The following is a 17,798-nucleotide window of genomic DNA, read 5'->3' as shown; positions in this document are numbered from 1 at the left end:
GAGCCCCGCGCCTCAGGCGGCCGAGGAACGGGCTTCCTGCACCAGAAGGGCGTGGATGGCGTCCGCCGTGCGCGCCTGACGAAGCTGCTCGCGCAGGTCCGACTGGCGCAGCAGCCGCGACACCCGAGCCAGGGCCCGCAGATGCTCGGCGCCGGCCTTCGCCGGCGCGAACAGGGCGAAGATCAGGTCCACCGGCTGGTCGTCGATGGAATCGAAGGCCACCGGCTGGTCCAGGCGCACGAACACGCCGCGGATGCGGTCCAGCCCCTCGATCCGGGCGTGAGGCACGGCCACGCCGTAGCCGACGCCGGTGGAGCCGGCCAGCTCGCGCTCGGCCAGGGCCTCCAGCAACGCGCCCGCGTCCAGCCCGAAGCAGCGCGCGGCCACGTCCGCGACCAGCGCCAGCGCCTGGCGCTTGGATGGCGCGCTAGCGCGCGGCGCTATGGCCGCGCGGTCCAGAATGTCGCCGATCTGCATAAGCCTCAAAACGCCCGTTCAACTGCCGGCCCCGACGCCGCAACCGACAGGAACGCCCGGAGGCCCAGCGATCAGCTAGATCCGGTCGATCCGTTCCCGTTCTGCGATTTCGTGCGCTCGGGGTCGATCCAGCCGATATTCCCGTCGGGCCGGCGATATACCACGGACAAACCGCCGTGAGCGGCGTTCCTAAACACGATTGTTTGAGATTCCGTCAAGTCCAAGTCCATGACCGCCATGGAAACGGTCATGGTTCGGACGGGCCGCTCGGTCTCGGCGATGACCATGGCGGCGGGCAAGGCGCCGTCGAGGCCGCCCTCCTGGCCGTGGTCGAGCTCCTCTTCCTCCTCCGGGGCGCGAAGGACGAAATAGGCCGCCGTTTCCGCCTGCTTGGCCTGGGCCGCGAGATGATGATCCTTCAGCCGCCGCTTGTAGCGGCGGATCCGGGTCTCGATCTTCTGCAGCGCAGCGCCGAAGGCCGAATGCGCATCGGCGCCGACGCCCTGGCTCTGGAGCTGCTGGCCCGAGGCCAGGGTGACGGCGCAGTCCACCCTGAAGGCGTAGCCTTCACGGGCGACCACGACGTCGGCTCCGCCGCCGCGTTCGAAATATTTGCCAATGCTGCTGGTGAGTTCGTCGGACACCCGCAACCGCAGGGCTTCTCCGACATCGACATGCTTGCCGGTGACTTGGACTTGCATATCTAAACAACGCGCCGGCACACGGAAGGTGTCAAGCCATTCCCAAAAGCGTGAGCGTATGGTCGAAAATGCGGATGATCAGGTGGCCGGCCAGCACCAGGACGGTCCAGCTCGTGGCGGCCAGGGCGTAGCCTAAAAGCGCGATAAATCCGTCACGTAGCACCAGGGAGAGCGACAGCGCGCTGATCGCGGCGGCCGGCAGGAGATTGCCCAGCGGCACCGGCAGGATCAGCACCAGCGACAGGCTCACGCAGATCAGGCCGAGCAGCCGGTCGCCCAGCGGGCTGAACAGGAAGCTGAGCCTGGGCCGCGAGATCTGCTCGATGCGCTCCAGCCACGGCGTGATGCGGCCGAACACCCGATGCAGGGTGGCCGCGCTGATCGTGCTCTGGCCCGCGCGCCTGGGCAGCCACAGCCGGCGCACGCCGAGGACGAGCTGCGGCGAGAGCAGCACCAGGGGCGCGCCCAGCACCGTGGACGACCCGGGCGGCAGGGGCAGCAGGTTCGGCGCGGCGAAGAGGAACAGCAGCGCCCCCAGGGCGCGGGGACCGAAGGCCGAGACGATCTGGCCCACGCTCAAGGTCCCCTCCTCGGCCGCCGTCAGCTCCCGCAGGATCTGCGACAGGGGTTTCACGCGCTCCATCTGGTCTGGTCGGTCCTCGGACATCCGGCCCCGTGGGGGAAGGCGGCTCAGCTTTCCGTTTACATGAACCCGGCCGATGGTCTATCGGGGCGCTCATGTCGGTTTCGGCCATTACGCGCGTCATTAAAACCATCACGCCTCGGGGCGTGAGGGCCGGCGCGCGCGCGACCTGAACGGCGCGCAAGCCCCTCTCGACCCCGCCGGCAGGACGGGGTCGCCGAACCGACGAGACCCGCCTCCGGCTTACCCTGCAAGGAGACGCGTTTCCATGAGCCCCGCCCAATCCGCCCTCGCCGCCCGCGCCAAGGCCGCGCCGCGCCACGTCGCCGTGGTCGGCGCGACCGGCGCCGTCGGCCGCGAACTGCTCGCCTGCCTCGAGCGCCGCGACTTCCCCCTGGCCAGCGTGCGGCCTTTGGCCTCACCCCGCTCGGCCGGACAGAAGATCGCCTTCCGGGGCGGGGAGCTGACCGTCGAGGCGCTGGGCCCGGACAGCTTCCAGGGCGTGGACGTGGCCCTGTTCTCGGCCGGCGCGTCGATCTCACGCCAGTACGCGCCGCTGGCGGTGGCGGCCGGCGCGGTGGTGGTGGACAACTCCTCGGCCTTCCGGATGGACCCGGACACGCCCCTGGTGGTGCCCGAGGTCAACGCCCGGGCCCTGGCCGGGGACCCGCGGGTGATCGCCAACCCCAACTGCGTGGCCGCCATCGCGGTGATGGCGCTGCAGCCGCTCCACGCCCGGGCCCCCGTGCGGCGGGTGATCGGCGCCACCTACCAGGCCGCCTCCGGCGCCGGCGCGGCGGCGATGGCCGAACTGGAAGCCTCCACCGCCGCCTATCTGGCCGGGGAGGCGTTCGAGCCCAAGGTCCTGCCCCACCCCTACGCCTTCAACATCTTCAGCCACAACACCACCGTGGACCCGGACAACGGCTACAACGGCGAGGAGACCAAGGTGATGGACGAGGTGCGCAAGATCATGGGCGCGCCGGACATGCGCCTGTCGTTCACCTGCATCCGCGTGCCGGTGCTGCGCGCCCACGCCATGGCCCTGACGGTGGAGTTCGACCGGCCCGTCGATCCGGACGAGGCCCGCGAATGGCTGGCCGGCGCCCCGGGCGTCGTGGTGGTGGACGACCCGGCCGCCAACCACTTCCCCATGCCGGTGGAGGCGTCGGGCCAGGACGACGTGCTGGTGGGCCGCGTCCGCCGCGACCTCAGCGATCCTGAGGGCCGCACCCTGGCGATGTTCGTCTGCGGCGACCAGTTGCTGAAGGGCGCGGCGCTGAACGCGGTGCAGATCGCCGAAGCCCTCTTGTGAGACACGACTCGCACCTCGCGCCTATGAACGGTCGAGCCTGAAGGGAGCGCCCATGATCGAGCTGCACTACTACCCGGGGAACGCCAGCCTTTTCCCGCACATGCTGCTGCGCGAGCTGGGCGTTCCCTTCGACCTGAGGCTGGTCGACCGGCGGGTCGACGCGCAGAACAGCGCGGCCTATCTGGCGCTCAACCCGGCGGGCAAGATCCCGGTGCTGGTTCACGACGGCCGGGCGATCACCGAGACGGTGGCGATCGGCCTCTACCTGGCCGACGCCTATCCGGCGGCGGGGCTGGCGCCGCCGCCGGGCTCGCCGGAGCGCGGCGACTACTACAAATGGATGGCGCAGATCGCCAACACCCTGCAGGCCGAGTTCCGCGCCTGGTTCTATCCGCACGAGTTCACCACCGACCCCGACGGCGCCGAGGCGGTGAAGACGGCCGTGGGCCGGCGGCTGACGGCGGCGTTCGAGCGGATCGCCGACCAGCTCGGCGAGCGGCCATGGCTGCTGGAGAGCGGCGTGTCGGCCGCCGACCTCTATCTGTGGCTGATGATCCGCTGGGGCCGCACCCTGCCGACGCCGGCCCGCGAGATCGGCGCCCTGGGCGCGCTCGCCGAGCGGGTGCAGACGCGGCCGGCCGCGCGGGCGGCGCTGGAGATCGAGGGGCTGGAGGCGCCGTTCGTCTAGGCCGCCGGCCTGGGCGGCTTCCCTAGACGGCTTCCCTAGACGGCTTCCTTGAGCATCCGGCGGCGCTCCACCGAGGAGGGGATGCGCATGGCCTCACGGTACTTGGCCACCGTGCGGCGGGCGATGTCGACGCCGGCCTCCTTGAGGATCTCGACGATCCGGTCGTCGGAGTGCACGTCCTTCTCGACCTTCTCGGCGTCGATGAGCTGCTTGATCTTGTGGCGCACGCTCTCGGCGGAGTGGGCCTCGCCGCCCTCGGAGGAGGCGATGGCCGAGGTGAAGAAGAACTTCATCTCGAACAGGCCCCTGGGCGTGGCCATGTACTTGTTCGAGGTGACCCGGCTGACGGTGGATTCGTGCATGCCGATGGCCTCGGCCACGGTCTTCAGGTTCAGCGGGCGCAGGTGCTCCACGCCATAGGCCAGGAAGCCGTCCTGCTGGCGCACGATCTCGCTGGCGACCTTCAGGATGGTCTTGGCCCGCTGGTCCAAGCTCTTCACCAGCCAGCTCGCCGAGGCCAGGCAGTCGGAGACGAAGGTCTTTTCCTGGTCGCTGCGCGCGGCGGCCGAGACGCGGGCGTGGTAGCGCTGGTCCACCAGCACCTTGGGCAGGGTGTCGGAGTTGAGCTCCACGTTCCACATGCCGCCCTGGCCTTCGCGCACATAGACGTCGGGCGCGACAGGCTGCACGGGCTCGCCGCCGAAGGCCGCGCCGGGGCGGGGCGTCAGCGCGCGGATCTCGGCGACCATCTCGCGCAGATCCTCGTCGTCGACGCCGCAGGCGCGCTTGAGGCCCGCCAGATCGCGCTTGGCCAGGAGATCGAGGTTGTCGAGCAGCGCGGCCATGGCCGGGTCGTAGCGGTTGCGGTCCTTGAGCTGCAGCGCCAGGCATTCGGGCACGCTGCGCGCGCACACGCCGGTGGGCTCGAAGCCCTGCAGCACGCCGAGCACCCGTTCCAGCAGGTCGACGCCGCAGCCGAGCCGCTCGGCCACCTCGGCGAGGTCGGCGCGCAGGTAGCCGCCCTCGTCCACGGCGTCGATCAGGACGCTGGCGGCCGCGGCCTCCGCGCCGGAGAGGCCGGAGGTGGAAAGCTGGTCGTGCAGATGTTCGGCCAGGGTCTTGGCGCGGGTGTCGGCGCCTTCGTAGTCCTCGCCGTCGGTGTCGAAGGAGCCGCCGCGCCCGGCCTTGGACCAGTCGATCGCGCCGCCGGCGTCGGCCGCGCCGGACGCGTCGCCGGTGGCCCGCTCGCCAGGCGAGGCCTCGTCGTGGCTGGTGTCCATCTCGGCTTCGGCGGCGCCGACGGGGATGTCGTCGGTGGAGTATTGTTCGGGCTTTTCGGACGAGGCGTCGCCCTCGGGCTCGGAGTCGCGCTCGTCGCGTTGGAGCAGGGGATTGCGCTCCAGCTCGGCCTCCACGAAGGCTTCGAGCTCGAGGTTCGACAACTGCAGCAGCTTGATCGCCTGCTGCAGCTGCGGGGTGATGACAAGGCCCTGCCCCTGCCGAAACTCAAGTCGCGCGCTGAGCGCCAAAACACCCTCCTGGCCTGCTTCTTGCTCAGGCTAGGGTGTCATCCCAACCGATTGGTTAACCCGCCCGCGGATTCCGGGCGAGCAAGCGGGAAATTTCGCCTATCAGGTGAATCAGTTGAAGTGGTCGCCGAGGTAGACGCGGCGCACCTCGGGATCGTCGACGATCTGGTCGGGGGTGCCCTCGAACAACAGCTCGCCGGCGTGGATGATCGAGGCCCGGTCGATAATATCCAGCGTTTCCCGAACGTTATGGTCGGTGATCAGGATGCCGATGCCGCGCTGCTTGAGATAGCCGATCACGTCGCGGATGTCGGCGATGGCCAGGGGGTCGATCCCGGCGAACGGCTCGTCCAACAGCATGAACGACGGTTCGCTGGCCAGCGCGCGGGCGATCTCCACGCGGCGGCGCTCGCCGCCCGACAGGGAAATGGCCGGGGCGTTGCGCAGATGCTCGATATGCAGCTCCCCGAGCAGTTGCGTCACGGTGTCGCGGGCGCGGCGGGCGTTGTGCTCGCGCAGCTCCACCACGGCCATGACGTTCTGCTCGACGGTCATGCCGCGGAAGATCGAGGTTTCCTGCGGCAGGTAGCCCACGCCCATGCGCGCGCGCTGGTACATGGGCTGGGCGGTGATGTTCTCGCCGTCCAGGTAGATGGCGCCGTAGTCGGCCGGGATCAGGCCGGTGATCATGTAGAAGCAGGTGGTCTTGCCGGCGCCGTTGGGGCCCAGCAGGCCGGCCACCTCGCCGCGGGCCAGGCGCAGGCTCACGCCCTTGACCACCGGCCGGCCGCGGAACGACTTGCCGATGTTGTCGACCACCAGGCCCTCGCCGGCCAGGCTCTCCAGGTTCTCGAACCGCTCCTGTTTCAAGCCCATTCCGCCTATTTCGGCGCCGCAGGCTGATCCTGCGTCTTGTCGTTCGGATAGAACACCCCGCGCACGCGTCCGGGCTTGTTGCGGCCCTTCACGCTGGTCTCCATCTGCGCCTGGCCGGTGGCGACCTGGATCACCAGGCGCTCGCCGCGCAACACGTTCTTGCCCTGGGTGGCCACCACGTCGCCGGTGAAGGTGATGGTGTCGGCGTCGGCCTGGTAGACCGCGTTGTCGCCGCGCACCCGCTGGGTCGGGGTGACGTAATAGACCGAGCCGGACGCCTCCATGCGGTCAAGCGTCCCGCACGAGCTTCCGCCGCTGCTGGTCCGCGTCGCCGAACCCGGCTTGTTGTAGATCTTCAGCACGTCGGCGCGCAGGCGCGCGTTGTCCTGCAGGGCCTCCACCGAGCCGCGCCAGATGGCCAGGCACTGGGCGTTGACCACCTCCAGCTCGTCGGCGGTCATGTCCACAGGCGCGTGCGAGTTCTGCGCAAGCTGCGCCTGGGCCGGCGCGGCGGCCAGGAACGCCGGGGCCACGAGGGCGGCGAGGACGCCCGCAGCGGCCGATCGCTTGGATTTGACAAAGAAGCTCATGCCGGAGGTGACGCCTAATCGGTTGGGATACGGGCGTGCACGCCGCCCTTGAAGACCATTCGCTCGCCCTTGTCATAAACGCCATAGGACTTCGCGTTGATTTCTCCAAGAGAGCCGACGCCCTGAATGGGGCCTGAACCTGACAGTTCTCCCGTAGCGGTGTTGAACAGCGAGGTGGCGGTGTCGAACGTCTGGTCGGCGCTGATCAGCTTGACGCCGCCGGAAAGCTGAAGCTTGCGCGTGCCCTCGTGATAGACGCCGGAGCGCGCGGCGATGCGGGTGGGCTTGGCGCTGGTCTCGTCGAGCACCAGGGCCGGATGGTCGAGCAGCACGCGCTGATAGTCGTCCTCGTCGCGGGTGGCCGTCGCCGCGGTGATGACGAAATCGCGCCCGTCGTTGTCGCGGCCGACGAAGCGGGCGTTGACCATGCGGATCGGCAGGTCGGCGCCGGCGGCCACGCGCCCGCTGTCCAGGGTGCGCACCATCACCGTGCCGCCCATGGCCGCGAAGATCAGCACGATCAGCGCCGGCAGTGCGATGCGCAGGCCGTGGATCAGCCGCGCCCGCTTGCGCCATTGCACCGCCGCGACGTGGCGGGCCTTCAGCATCTCGGCGGGGGGATGAGCCAGCGTCATCGCCTCGCCTCACGCATGGGCGAAGATGTCGACTTCCTCCCAGCCCGCCACGTCCAGGACGGCGCGGTGCGGCAGGAAGTCGAAACAGGCGCGGGCCAGATGGTCGCGGCCCTCGCGCTCGAGCATCTCGTCCAGCCGCGCGCGCAGGGCGTGCAGGTGGAGCACGTCGCTGGCGGCGTAGGCGAGCTGGTCGTCGGAAAGCTTGGCCGCACCCCAGTCCGAACTCTGCTGGGCCTTGGACATGTCCACGCCGAGGAGCTCGCGGGTGACGTCCTTCAGGCCGTGGCGGTCGGTGTAGGTGCGCGCCAGCTTCGAGGCGATCTTGGTGCAGTAGACCGGCGCGGTCAGCACCCCCAGGTGGAGGTGGAACATGGCGATGTCGAAGCGGCCGAAGTGGAAGATCTTGGTCACCGCCGGATCGGTCAGCAGCCGCTTCAGGTTGGGCGCGTCGTAGTCGGGGCGGGAGAGCCTGACCACGTGAGCGTCGCCGTCGCCGGCCGACAACTGCACCACGCACAGCGGATCGCGCCCGAGGCGCAGGCCCATCGTCTCCGAGTCCACCGCGACCGAGGTCGCGCCGGCCAGGGCGCCGTCGGGAAGATCGCCGTTGTGCAGATAGGTGGCCAAGGTCCGTCTTCTCCGCCGAATCCGGCTCGCGCCGTGCGAGCCCCTACTTAGTCATCCTTCGACGGAAGCGAAAGAAAGGCGTTCATCTTCCTTGGGATCGCCGCGCCGCCCCAAGGCGGCGGCGCAGGCCCAAGCCGGCGCTAAATTTTGAGCAGAGTCGGCGGCCGAGCCCCCGCCAGAGGCCCCTGGGCCTTGCCCCGGCGTGCAAAATGTCCGGGCATGACCGTCTGTACGGACGCGCGCCATGACCCTTTCCATTCAAGACGTCGACCTGAAGCTGCTGCGCATGTTCCGCACGATCGTGCAGTGCGGCGGCTTCTCCCTGGCCCAGGCCCGGCTGAACATCAGCCAATCGACGATCAGCACCCAGATGTCGAAGCTGGAGACGCGCCTGGGCGTGCGGCTGTGCGAGCGCGGGCACGGGCGCTTTCGCCTGACGCCCGAGGGCGAACGCGTGCTGGCGGCGACCCAGAAGATGCTGGCCTCGATCGACGACTTCCACAGCGAGCTGGCCGAGACCAAGGGCGAGCCGCGCGGGGAGCTGCGCATCGGCCTGTTGGACAACATGGTCACCAATCCGCTTTCGCCGCTGAGCCGGGTGCTGGCGGAGCTGGCCGTCGAGGCGCCGGGCATCCATTTCAACCTGACGATCGGCGGCGTCGCCGACCTGGGCGAGAAGGTGCTGGATTCGCGCCTGCACCTGGCGATCGCGTTCTCCTATCGGCCCATCGAAGGGCTGTCCTACATCCCGCTGTTCAGCGAGGAGCACCGCCTCTACTGCGGCCGCGCCCACCCCCTGTTCCGCCGGCCGCCGGGCGAGATCACCGTCGACGAGGTCAAGCAGTACGAATTCGCCGGCTGGGGCGAGGTTCAGTTCGGCGAGGAGAACCGGCCGCCGATCGAGGTGGAGGAGACGGCCTCGTCCCCCTTCATGGAGGGGCTGACCTATCTGATCCTGTCGGGACGCTACCTGGCCTACCTGCCCTCGCACTACGCCCAGCGGTGGGAGGAGTGCGGGCAGATGCGCGCCGTTCTGCCGGAGATCGCCGCCAGCAAGGCGCAGTTCTTCCTGATGACGCGCGACAGCGCCCACCACCCGCAGATGGTGCGATGCGTCGTCGACAAGCTGCTGGAGCACGCGCCGCGCACCAGGAAGGTGCGGCCGCCCAACTACATGGTCTCGCATTCGCGCGAGAGAGAAGTCGAGTTTGACAGCCTGTAATGGACGCGCCCGGCTGGCGGCGCGCCTACTGCCGGCGAGCCCCGCCGGCGCGAGCGCCTGAGCTCATCGCGAACGGGAATCGGTCCCGCGTCTCCGCCCGGCGTCCAGACATTCGAGAGGCGGCATGCGGCAAAAGGAACGCGGCGGCGCGATCGCCACGCCGGCCTTGCGGATCATCTATGCGTCGATCCTGCTGGGCATGCTGTCGACGGCGGCCATGCCGGTGTTCGTCGGCGGCTATGTCGACGTGCTGCACTTCAGCGTGGCCGAGGCCGGCCGCGTCGCCTCGGCCGAGTCGCTCGGGGCGGCCGCAGGCGGCATCCTGACCGCGCTGGTCCTGGCCCGTCCGGGCGTCAACCTGCGCAACGCGATCATGGTCTGCTTCGCCGCCCTGGCGGCCGCGCACGTGGCCTCGGGCCTGACAAGCGACCTTTGGACGTTCGGCGCGACGCGGGTCGTGGCCGGCCTGGCGGCGGGAACGCTGAACGCGATCGGCGCCGTCTACATCTCCAGCCTGGAGAAGCCCGACCGCGCCTTCGCCGTCTCGTTCGGGCTGTTGAGCGTCATCGGCCCGCTCGGCCTGTGGTGCGCGCCGCCGCTGATGGCCACGATCGGCCTGTCGAACGTCTACTTCGGCTACGCCGCCGCGCTCGTCGCCGGCCTGCCGCTGATGTGGTTCTACCCGCGCGCCGGCGAGGCGCGGGGCGAGGTGAAGGCTCACGAGGCCGCGGCCAGCCCGGCGCAGAGCCTCGGCGTCGGGCTGATCCTCCTGGCGATCCTGGTGAATTTCATCTGCAACGGCGGGGTTTGGATTTACGCCGAGCAGATCGGCGCGTCGGCCGGCCTCGGCGCGGTGCTGCTGGGACGGCTGCTCGCCGTGGCCATGGCGCTCGGCGTGCTGGGCGCGGTGGTGGTGAGCGTCGTCGAGGACCGCTTCGGGCGGATGAAACCCCTGGTCCTCGCCCACGCGGCGCTGGGCGCCAGCATCCTGTGGCTGCTGACGCAGCCGGGCGCGTCCGGCTACTTCCTGTCGATCCTGATCCTCAACATGTCGGTGATCGTGCTGACCCCGTATTTCATGGCGACGCTCTCGCGCGCCTCGGCGAACGGGGGGCGGGCCGCCGTGCTCGGCAACGTCACGACGATGATCGGCTACGGCGCGGGCCCGGGGGTGCTGTCCTTCTTCGTGCGGGGCGGCGACTTCCACGCCGCCTTCGTCGTGGCCGCGGCGGGCGTCGGCGTCAGCCTGGCGCTCACCCTGGCCGGCGGCTGGCTGCTCAACAACGCGCGGGCGCAAAACCTCGACCGGACCGCAGTCGCCGACGCCCGGGGCTGAACGCCATCGTCCGTGGTGAAAGCCAGCTTCGCCGCTTTGGGATGCCGCCGGAACCTGCGCAGTCGTAGAAAACTCTGAAGGCGATGCTCGCCAACAAGAGGCCCAGTATGACCGACTACGCGGATGTAAGTTTCGAGTTGAAGCCGGAGTTCCTGAAGGTCACGCAGTACATCCTGCGCGAACAGGCCGGCCTGAAGTCGGGCGAGCGCGTCCTGCTCATCTATGACTCGCACACACCGCAGCATGTCATCGACGCGTTCCTGGGCACCGCGGCCCAGGCGGGCGCCGAAGTCTATGCGCTGAAGACGCCGATGGCGCCGCACCCCGCAGTGCAGCCCGGCTTCGTCTGGAGCCAGCTCGTGATCAGCGCCGCGGAGGAAGCCGACCTGATCATCGACATGGCGATCGGCTACGCCGAGTTCCTGGTCAAGCTGGCGAAGAAGGGCGCGCGGATCATCGTGCCGGGCGACGCCACCGGCGCGCCGCACATCGAGGACTCCCTGATCCGCTGCCTCATGCTGGAGGATCCGAGGGCTGTTCGGCGCGAGGCCAAGGCGATCGGCAAGATCATGGACGCCGGCAAGGTGATGCGCGTGACCTCCGCGGCCGGCACCGACTTCACCCTGAACATCGACGGGCTCGACGCCGACGTGGGCGACGGCTTCATGTACGACGAGAACGGCGAGCTGCTGACCAGCTATCAGATCACGCCGGGCGGCATGCCCGGCTTCATCGTGCCCGCGGGCTCCGGCGACGGCGTCTTGGCCCTGGACGGCATCATGCTCTACGAAAACGTCCACCACATTCCGCGCGACCCGGTGTTCTTCACCATGGAGAAGGGCCGCATCCGCGAGATCACCGGCGACCGCTACGTGGCCACGCGGCTGCGGCAATGGCTGAAGTCGCTCAATGACGAGAACGCCTACAACGGCCCGGTGCACATCAACCTGGGCCTCAGCCGCATGGCGCGCCTGACCGAGCACCTGGAGTGGGAGCGCGTGCGCGGCGCGGTGGTCTGCGGCTTCGGCGACAACTCGATCCTGGCGCCCTACTACGCGCGCAAGAAGATGGCGCTGTCCCGGTCGATCGTTCACTGGGACGTGCAGATGCAGATCGCCACGATCGACATCGACGGCCAGCGGATCTGCGAGGACGGCGTCGTCGGAGAGTTCGTCTGAAGCATCGGCGGCGGCCGCCGAAGAGTTCGCCTTGCCGTTCGGCTAAAGCCAACTTCGACAGCGCGAAATATACATCCAGGCGGCCGCCTCAATAATCGTGAATGCGGAATTTGACCATCCGCGCCGGCCAGGCCGGCGTCCGGTTCGTGCAAGTGGGGGCGCCATGCGTAATCTGTTGTTGGGCTCGACGGCCCTGATCGTCCTGGAAGCGCTCGCGCCGTCGATGGCGCGGGCTCAGACCAAGAGCGACTCCGCGGAGCTGCAGGAGATCATCGTCACCGCCACGCGGCGCAGCGAGAGCGTGCAGAGCATCCCCTCCAACATCACCGCCGTCTCCGGCGCCAGGCTGGAGCAGTCCGGCGTGAGCGACATCGGCGGCGTCGTGCGCCTGGTTCCGGGGCTGAGCCTGTTCGACGAGGGCGCGCGCGTCTCCGGCAACCGCAACAACTTCAACCTGCGCGGCCTCAACGCCAACGCGGCGACCAACAATGACGACAACCCGTCGCTGATCCAGGAATCGGTATCGACCTACCTCGGCGAGACGCCCGTCTTCTTTCCGCTGAAGCTCGTCGACATCAATCGCGTCGAGGTGCTGCGCGGCCCGCAGGGCACGCTCTACGGCGCCGGCTCGGTCGGCGGCACCATCCGCTTCATCCCGAACAATCCGGATTTCAGCGGCTTCTACGGCGAGGCCACGGTCGAGGGATCGCTGACCGACCACTCCGACGACACCGGCTATCAGGGCATGGTGCTGCTCAACGCGCCGGTCTCGGACAACGTCGCGGTACGCGTGGTCGGCGGCTATGAGTACGATTCCGGCTACATCGACGCCGTCAATCTGGTGCAGCAGACCGGCACGACCCGCCATCCGGGGGCGCCCGTGCTGGCCGATCCCAACGACTTCCTGGGCAGCGGCGTCGTACGCGGGCCGGTGGTCAAGGACCACAACGACGCGACGACGACGTTCTTCCGCGGCGCGGTCCGCTACGAGCCGTCCGACCAGCTCAACCTCCAGCTCAACTACGCCTACCAGAAGGTGGAGGCGAACGGCCGGTCCGAGGACAACCCCTACTACGGCTCCGGCGAGGAGTACGTCAGCTACCGGGCCTACACCGACCCGCAGGACTCCGAGATCAATCTGGTCGACGCCGACGTCGAGGTCGACCTGGGCTTCGCGCGCCTGACTTCCGCCAGCGCCTATTCCGAGATCAAGGTCGACAGCGTCTCGGACTCCTCGGGCTATCTGCGCACGAACCTGGCCAGCTACTACTTCGGCTTCCCGCGCCTCTACGCGCCGCTGACGCGCCACCAGAAGGTCAATACGGTCTCCCAGGAAATCCGGCTGGTCTCGCCCGGCGGGGGCCGCGTCGACTGGACCCTCGGCGCCTTCTACCTCAAGCGCGACACCAAGTTTTCGCTCTACCAGCCGATGGAAGGCATCAGCGAATACACCAATCTGCTGCTGGGCCTGTCGCCGCAGGTGGACTTCACCGACATCCTGGCCGAGGGCGGGCGCGACGACACCTTCGAGGACCTGGCGCTGTTCGGCGAGCTGACCTACCACGTCACCGACAAGCTCTCGGTGACGGGCGGGGCGCGGGTGTTCCGCGACAAAACCAAGGGGACGGCGGGCATTCCCCTGCCGTTCGCCTCGCGCACCACCTCATACTTCTACGGCATCAATCCGCTCGACGACTATCTGCTCGGCGGCTGGGAGCCGTACGAGCGGACGAGCAAGGACCAGATCTTCAAGGCCAACGTCGCCTACGACGTCAGCGACGACTTGCTCTTCTACGCGACCTGGGCCCAGGGCTTCCGCCCAGGCGGGGCCAACGCCCTGCCCAAGATCGATCCGTTCGGCAACGACAACAGCGCGATCCTGACCTACGACCCGGACACCGCGACCAACTACGAGATCGGCGCCAAGGGCAGGCTGTTCGGCAAGCTGAGCTATACGGCCACGCTCTACCGGGTCGACTGGAAGGATTTCCAGACCACCCTCTATTCGGCCTTTGGCCAGAACTACGTGGCCAACGTGCCCAGCGCGCGCTCCCAGGGCCTGGAGCTGGAGGCGCTGGGCCAGTTGACCGATCGCCTGTCGGCCAGCTTCGGCTACGCCTACACGGACGCGAAGACCACGGCGGACTTCGACTATGTCCAGGGCGACCCGACGACGCTGATCCCCTCGGGGACGGCCCTGCCGGCTTCGACGAAGCACACGCTCAGCGGCGCCCTAGACTATGTCGCCCCCCTGCCCGGCGACGCCGGGGAGCTGACGTTCCACGTCGACGCGTCCTATCGCGGCAAGTCCACGACCGACTACAAGGACCTGCCGACCGCGCTCGGGGACAACTACCTCCAGCTCAAGGGCTTCACCGTCGTCGGCGCGTCGGTGACGTGGCGGCGCGACAAGGTCGCGCTCACCCTGTTCGGGAACAACCTGCTGAACGTGCGCGGGACGACCTACGGCTATTCGAAGGACACCCTGGGCGCCGAAGACCAGTTGGTGGGCGTGATCCGGCCGCTCACCGTGGGCCTGCGGCTCAAGCTTGGCTTCTAGGCCGCGGCTTCGGCACAATCGCCCCGCGCGCGGACGCCCGTCCGCGGCGGCGGTGGAGACGCGGAGGCGGGACGAGGTCTGTTGAGCGGCGAGCGGCCATCATTCGGCCCCCTGGACCGCGCCAAGGCGGCCCTGGCGGGCGGACAGGTCCAGACGGCCGCGCGCCTCGCCGCCGAGGCTCTGTCGCGCAACGAGGCCGATCCGGAGGCCTGGCTTGTCCAGTCCGAGATCGCGCTGCGCGGCGGCGACCTGAAGGCGGCCCTGGCGGCCGCCGACCGGGCGGTCGGCCTTTCGGCGCGGGCCGAGGCGCGCGCCTGGATCCAGAAGGCGCGCTGCCACAGCCTGATGGACGACCATCCGGCGGCGCTGGCGGCCGCGACCGGCGCCGAGACGGCGGGCGTGACGCGCCAGGAAGACTTCGTCGCCCTCGGCGCCCTGCTCGTGCGCTGTGACGCCCACGAGGCGGCCCGCCGCAACTTCCAGGCGGCCCTGGAGCTCGATCCCGACAGTCACGAGGCCTGGCGCGGCCTGGCGGCCGTGCTGCGCTTCCTGGGGCGCGGCGAGGAGGCCGAGGCGGCCTGCGACCGGGTGCTGGCGCAAGACCCCTTCGACGCCGAGATCCAGAACCTGCGCTCGTCGCTGCGCCGCCAGACGAGCGAGCGAAACCACGCCGAGGAACTTTCGGCGATCCTGAACTCCGGCCGGCTCGACTGGCGCGGCGCGGTGCAGGCGGCCTACGCCCTGGCCAAGGAGTACGAAGACCTCGGCGAATGGGCGCTGTCGTTCCGCAACCTCGAGTTCGGCGCGCGCACCCGCCGCGCCCACACCCGCTACGACGCGGCCGACGACATCCGGGTGTTCGACGCGATCATGGCCGCCTTTCCCGAGCCGCCGGCCGAGCGCGGCGACGGCTGCCCGGACGAAACGCCGATCTTCGTGCTCGGCATGCCGCGAACGGGCACGACCCTCGTCGAGCGGATCATCTCCAGCCACAGCCGGGTCGCCTCGGCCGGCGAGCCGAACGACTTCGCCCTGCAGATGCTGCACCTGATCAGGGCCGCGCCGGGGGCCGCCGGCCTCGACCGCCTGGACCTGCCGCGGGCGGCGCGGGACCTGCCGATGCGCGACTGGGGCGAGGCCTATGTCGCGGCCCTGCGCCAGCGCGCGGGCGAGGCCGACCGCATCATCGACAAGCTGCCGCTGAACTTCCTCTACGCCGGCTACATCCACCTGGCCCTGCCGAACGCGAAGATCGTCCACGTGCGGCGCCATCCGATGGACGCCTGCTATGCGATGCTCAAGTTCCTGTTCAGCAACGCCTATCCCTTCTCCTACGACCAGCGCGAGCTTGGCGAATACTACGCGGCCCACCTGCGGCTGATGGACCATTGGCGGCGCGTCTTGCCGCCGGGCCGCCTGATCGAGGTGGACTACGAGGCCCTGGTGGCCGACCAGGAGGCGCAGAGCCGGCGGCTGATCGCGGAGCTGGGGCTGGACTGGGAAGACGCCTGCCTGCGGTTCCACGAGAACCGGGCCGCTTCCACCACCGGCAGCGCCAGCCAGGTGCGCGAGCGCATCTACGACGCCTCGGTGGGCCGCTGGCGGCGATTCGAGGATGAGCTGCAACCGCTCGCCGACACGCTGCGCGCCCACGGCGTCGACATCGGCTGACGCCTTCCGCGCGCATCTTCGAAATTCGAAAGTCGGAAAACGGCCCGCGGCGCGGCCCCAGCGCCCCCTTCACGTCCTCGACGTGAGAAGGGGTGGTGCCCAGGAGAGGACTCGAACCTCCACGGCCGTTAAGCCACTGGCACCTGAAGCCAGCGCGTCTACCAATTCCGCCACCTGGGCCCTGGTCCACCGGATCAGGAGGCGCGCTAGATAGGGAAAAGCGGGGCGGGCGTCAACGGCGACCTTCGATCCGCGCGCATGCGCATTGCGGCGCCGCACGGCATCGTCTATCCGGACGGTTCCATATTCACTCGCCAAAGCGGTCGCCATGCCAGATCTCGTCACCGTCTTCGGGGGCTCCGGCTTCGTCGGGAGCCAGGTGGTCCGGGCCCTCGCCAAGAAGGGCCTGCGCGTTCGCGTCGCCGTGCGCCAACCGCATCTGGCGGGCGACCTCAAGCTGAACGGCGACGTCGGCCAGATCGAGATCGTCCAGGCCAACGTGCGCAACGCCCCCTCGGTGAAGCGCGCGCTGGAAGGCGCGGACATCGCCATCAACCTGGTGAGCACGCTCTACGAGCACGGCCGCCAGAAGTTCCAGACGCTGAACGTGATGGGCGCCAAGACCGTGGCCGAGGCGGCCAAGGCCGCCGGCGTGAAGACCCTGGTGCAGATGTCGGCCCTGGGGGCGGACGAGCAGTCGCCCTCCAAGTACGCGCGCACCAAGGCGCTGGGCGAGGCGGCGGCGCGCCAGGCCTTCCCCGGCGCTGTGGTGATCCGCCCCTCGATCATCTTCGGGCCCGAGGACGACTTCTTCAACCGCTTCGCCACCCTGGCCACCCTGTCGCCGGTGCTGCCGCTGATCGGCGGCGGCGCGACGCGGTTCCAGCCGGTGTTCGTGGGCGACGTGGCCAAGGCCGTGGTGCGGGCGGCGACCGATCCGGCCTGCGCGGGCAAGACCTATGAGCTGGGCGGGCCGGGCGTGCACAGCTTCCGCGAGCTGATGGAGATGATCCTGGCCGAGACCGGCCGCCGCCGCGCCCTGCTGCCGCTGCCGTTCTTCGCGGCCGGCCTGATCGGCTCGGTCTGCGAGCTCGCCGCCGGCCTGGTTCCGCCGCCGCTCACCTCCGACCAGGTGACGCTGCTCAAGGCCGACAACGTGGTCTCCGAGGGCGCGCTGGGCCTGGCCGACCTGGGCGTCGCGCCCACGGCGATGGACGCGATCCTGCCCAGCTACCTCTACCGCTACCGCAAGGGCGGCCAGTACGCCGACCTGATCGAAACCTCGGCGGCCTAGACCCGCGGCTTGGCCATGTGCACGGCGACGCCGCCGTTCAGGGCCTCCTCGCGCTCGACGACGTAGCCGAGCGACAGATAGAGCCGCACGTTCTCGGAGAAGCGCTGGTTGGTGTAGAGCCGCGTTCCCGCCAGTCCCTCGGCGGCCGCCAGGGCCTCGGCGCGCTTCAAGAGGGCCACGCCCAAGCCGCGCCGCTGGAAGGCCGGGCTCACCGCCACGTTCTGGATCAGGAGCCAGCCGTGCTGGGGAACCGTCTCGATCAGGGCCGCCAGGCGCGCGCCGACCTCGGCCAGCTCGAAGCGGTGGCGCTTGACCGCCTCGGCGTAGTCCACGGTCATCGGCAGGGGCTCGCGGCCGATCAGCGGAACCCACTTGGCGTAGGCCTGCCGGGTCAGCTCGGCGATCGCCGGCGCGTCGACCGCCGTCGCCAGCCGGAAGCTGGCCGCCTCGTCCACC

17 protein-coding genes and 1 tRNA gene are annotated in these 17,798 nt (G+C 69.4%); 8 read left to right on the top strand and 10 right to left on the bottom strand.

All coding sequences use genetic code 11. The features are described from left to right. Positions 1–12: 12 nt before the first annotated feature. From ptsN to ACE3TA_RS16280, 3 genes are all read right to left on the bottom strand, one after another. Positions 13–477, bottom strand: coding sequence for a PTS IIA-like nitrogen regulatory protein PtsN (gene ptsN, locus ACE3TA_RS16290; RefSeq protein WP_374575349.1), 465 nt, complete (start codon positions 475–477; stop codon positions 13–15). 71 nt (positions 478–548) lie between these two features. Next, positions 549–1,178, bottom strand: coding sequence for a ribosome hibernation-promoting factor, HPF/YfiA family (gene hpf, locus ACE3TA_RS16285; protein ID WP_374575348.1), 630 nt, complete (start codon positions 1,176–1,178; stop codon positions 549–551). A gap of 31 nt (positions 1,179–1,209) precedes the next feature. Beyond that, positions 1,210–1,812 carry an exopolysaccharide biosynthesis protein gene (locus ACE3TA_RS16280; RefSeq protein WP_374575347.1) on the bottom strand — a complete coding sequence of 201 codons (603 nt, stop codon included), beginning with the start codon at positions 1,810–1,812 and terminating at the stop codon, positions 1,210–1,212. Between the two features lie 277 nt (positions 1,813–2,089). Between ACE3TA_RS16280 and ACE3TA_RS16275 the strand changes: the two genes are divergently transcribed. Both ACE3TA_RS16275 and ACE3TA_RS16270 read left to right on the top strand, forming a co-directional pair. Beyond that, a complete protein-coding gene (locus ACE3TA_RS16275; RefSeq protein ID WP_374575346.1) occupies positions 2,090–3,136 on the top strand; it encodes an aspartate-semialdehyde dehydrogenase in 1,047 nt (348 codons plus the stop codon). Positions 3,137–3,188: 52 nt separating this feature from the next. After that, a complete protein-coding gene (locus ACE3TA_RS16270) occupies positions 3,189–3,824 on the top strand; it encodes a glutathione S-transferase family protein (RefSeq protein WP_374575345.1) in 636 nt (211 codons plus the stop codon). A gap of 35 nt (positions 3,825–3,859) precedes the next feature. On the opposite strand, the gene rpoN is transcribed toward ACE3TA_RS16270, so the two are convergent. The 5 genes from rpoN to ACE3TA_RS16245 all read right to left on the bottom strand — a co-directional run bounded on the left by rpoN (position 3,860) and on the right by ACE3TA_RS16245 (position 8,081). Then, on the bottom strand, positions 3,860–5,353 hold the full coding sequence (gene rpoN / locus ACE3TA_RS16265) for an RNA polymerase factor sigma-54 (protein ID WP_374575344.1): 1,494 nt from the start codon (positions 5,351–5,353) through the stop codon (positions 3,860–3,862). A gap of 111 nt (positions 5,354–5,464) precedes the next feature. Then, entirely contained in the window at positions 5,465–6,229 is a 765-nt protein-coding gene (gene lptB, locus ACE3TA_RS16260; RefSeq protein ID WP_374575343.1) for an LPS export ABC transporter ATP-binding protein, read from the bottom strand. A 5-nt stretch (positions 6,230–6,234) separates the two neighbouring features. Next, entirely contained in the window at positions 6,235–6,819 is a 585-nt protein-coding gene (locus tag ACE3TA_RS16255; RefSeq protein ID WP_374575342.1) for an LptA/OstA family protein, read from the bottom strand. Between the two features lie 14 nt (positions 6,820–6,833). Further along, positions 6,834–7,454, bottom strand: a complete 621-nt coding sequence (lptC, locus tag ACE3TA_RS16250) for an LPS export ABC transporter periplasmic protein LptC (protein WP_374575341.1) — start codon at positions 7,452–7,454, stop codon at positions 6,834–6,836. Between the two features lie 9 nt (positions 7,455–7,463). Beyond that, positions 7,464–8,081, bottom strand: a complete 618-nt coding sequence (locus ACE3TA_RS16245; protein ID WP_374575340.1) for a ribonuclease D — start codon at positions 8,079–8,081, stop codon at positions 7,464–7,466. A 244-nt stretch (positions 8,082–8,325) separates the two neighbouring features. Between ACE3TA_RS16245 and ACE3TA_RS16240 the strand changes: the two genes are divergently transcribed. The 5 genes from ACE3TA_RS16240 to ACE3TA_RS16220 all read left to right on the top strand — a co-directional run bounded on the left by ACE3TA_RS16240 (position 8,326) and on the right by ACE3TA_RS16220 (position 16,048). Then, on the top strand, positions 8,326–9,303 hold the full coding sequence (locus tag ACE3TA_RS16240) for a LysR family transcriptional regulator (protein WP_374575339.1): 978 nt from the start codon (positions 8,326–8,328) through the stop codon (positions 9,301–9,303). Positions 9,304–9,427: 124 nt separating this feature from the next. Then, entirely contained in the window at positions 9,428–10,639 is a 1,212-nt protein-coding gene (locus tag ACE3TA_RS16235; protein WP_374575338.1) for an MFS transporter, read from the top strand. Positions 10,640–10,746: 107 nt separating this feature from the next. After that, complete coding sequence (locus ACE3TA_RS16230; RefSeq protein ID WP_374575337.1) at positions 10,747–11,817, top strand: hypothetical protein; 1,071 nt, start codon at positions 10,747–10,749, stop codon at positions 11,815–11,817. Between the two features lie 163 nt (positions 11,818–11,980). Then, positions 11,981–14,377: a TonB-dependent receptor gene (locus ACE3TA_RS16225; RefSeq protein WP_374575336.1), complete on the top strand. Its 2,397-nt coding sequence runs from the start codon at positions 11,981–11,983 to the stop codon at positions 14,375–14,377. Positions 14,378–14,458: 81 nt separating this feature from the next. Next, positions 14,459–16,048 carry a sulfotransferase gene (locus ACE3TA_RS16220; protein WP_374575335.1) on the top strand — a complete coding sequence of 530 codons (1,590 nt, stop codon included), beginning with the start codon at positions 14,459–14,461 and terminating at the stop codon, positions 16,046–16,048. A 93-nt stretch (positions 16,049–16,141) separates the two neighbouring features. On the opposite strand, the gene ACE3TA_RS16215 is transcribed toward ACE3TA_RS16220, so the two are convergent. Next, positions 16,142–16,228 (bottom strand) — tRNA-Leu (locus ACE3TA_RS16215). 148 nt (positions 16,229–16,376) lie between these two features. Between ACE3TA_RS16215 and ACE3TA_RS16210 the strand changes: the two genes are divergently transcribed. Continuing rightward, positions 16,377–17,342 (top strand): complex I NDUFA9 subunit family protein, encoded by a 966-nt coding sequence (locus ACE3TA_RS16210; RefSeq protein ID WP_374575334.1) that lies wholly within the window; start codon positions 16,377–16,379, stop codon positions 17,340–17,342. Here ACE3TA_RS16210 and ACE3TA_RS16205 read toward each other — a convergent pair. Further along, entirely contained in the window at positions 17,339–17,797 is a 459-nt protein-coding gene (locus ACE3TA_RS16205) for a GNAT family N-acetyltransferase (protein WP_374575333.1), read from the bottom strand. The genes ACE3TA_RS16210 and ACE3TA_RS16205 overlap by 4 nt on opposite strands. Between the last annotated feature and the right edge of the window lies 1 nt (position 17,798).

Origin of the sequence: Phenylobacterium sp. (assembly GCF_041916435.1) — a bacterium.
Taxonomy (GTDB): domain Bacteria; phylum Pseudomonadota; class Alphaproteobacteria; order Caulobacterales; family Caulobacteraceae; genus Phenylobacterium.
The sequence above is the reverse complement of the archived record's forward strand: the minus strand, read 5'-3'. Positions and strand labels throughout refer to the sequence as shown.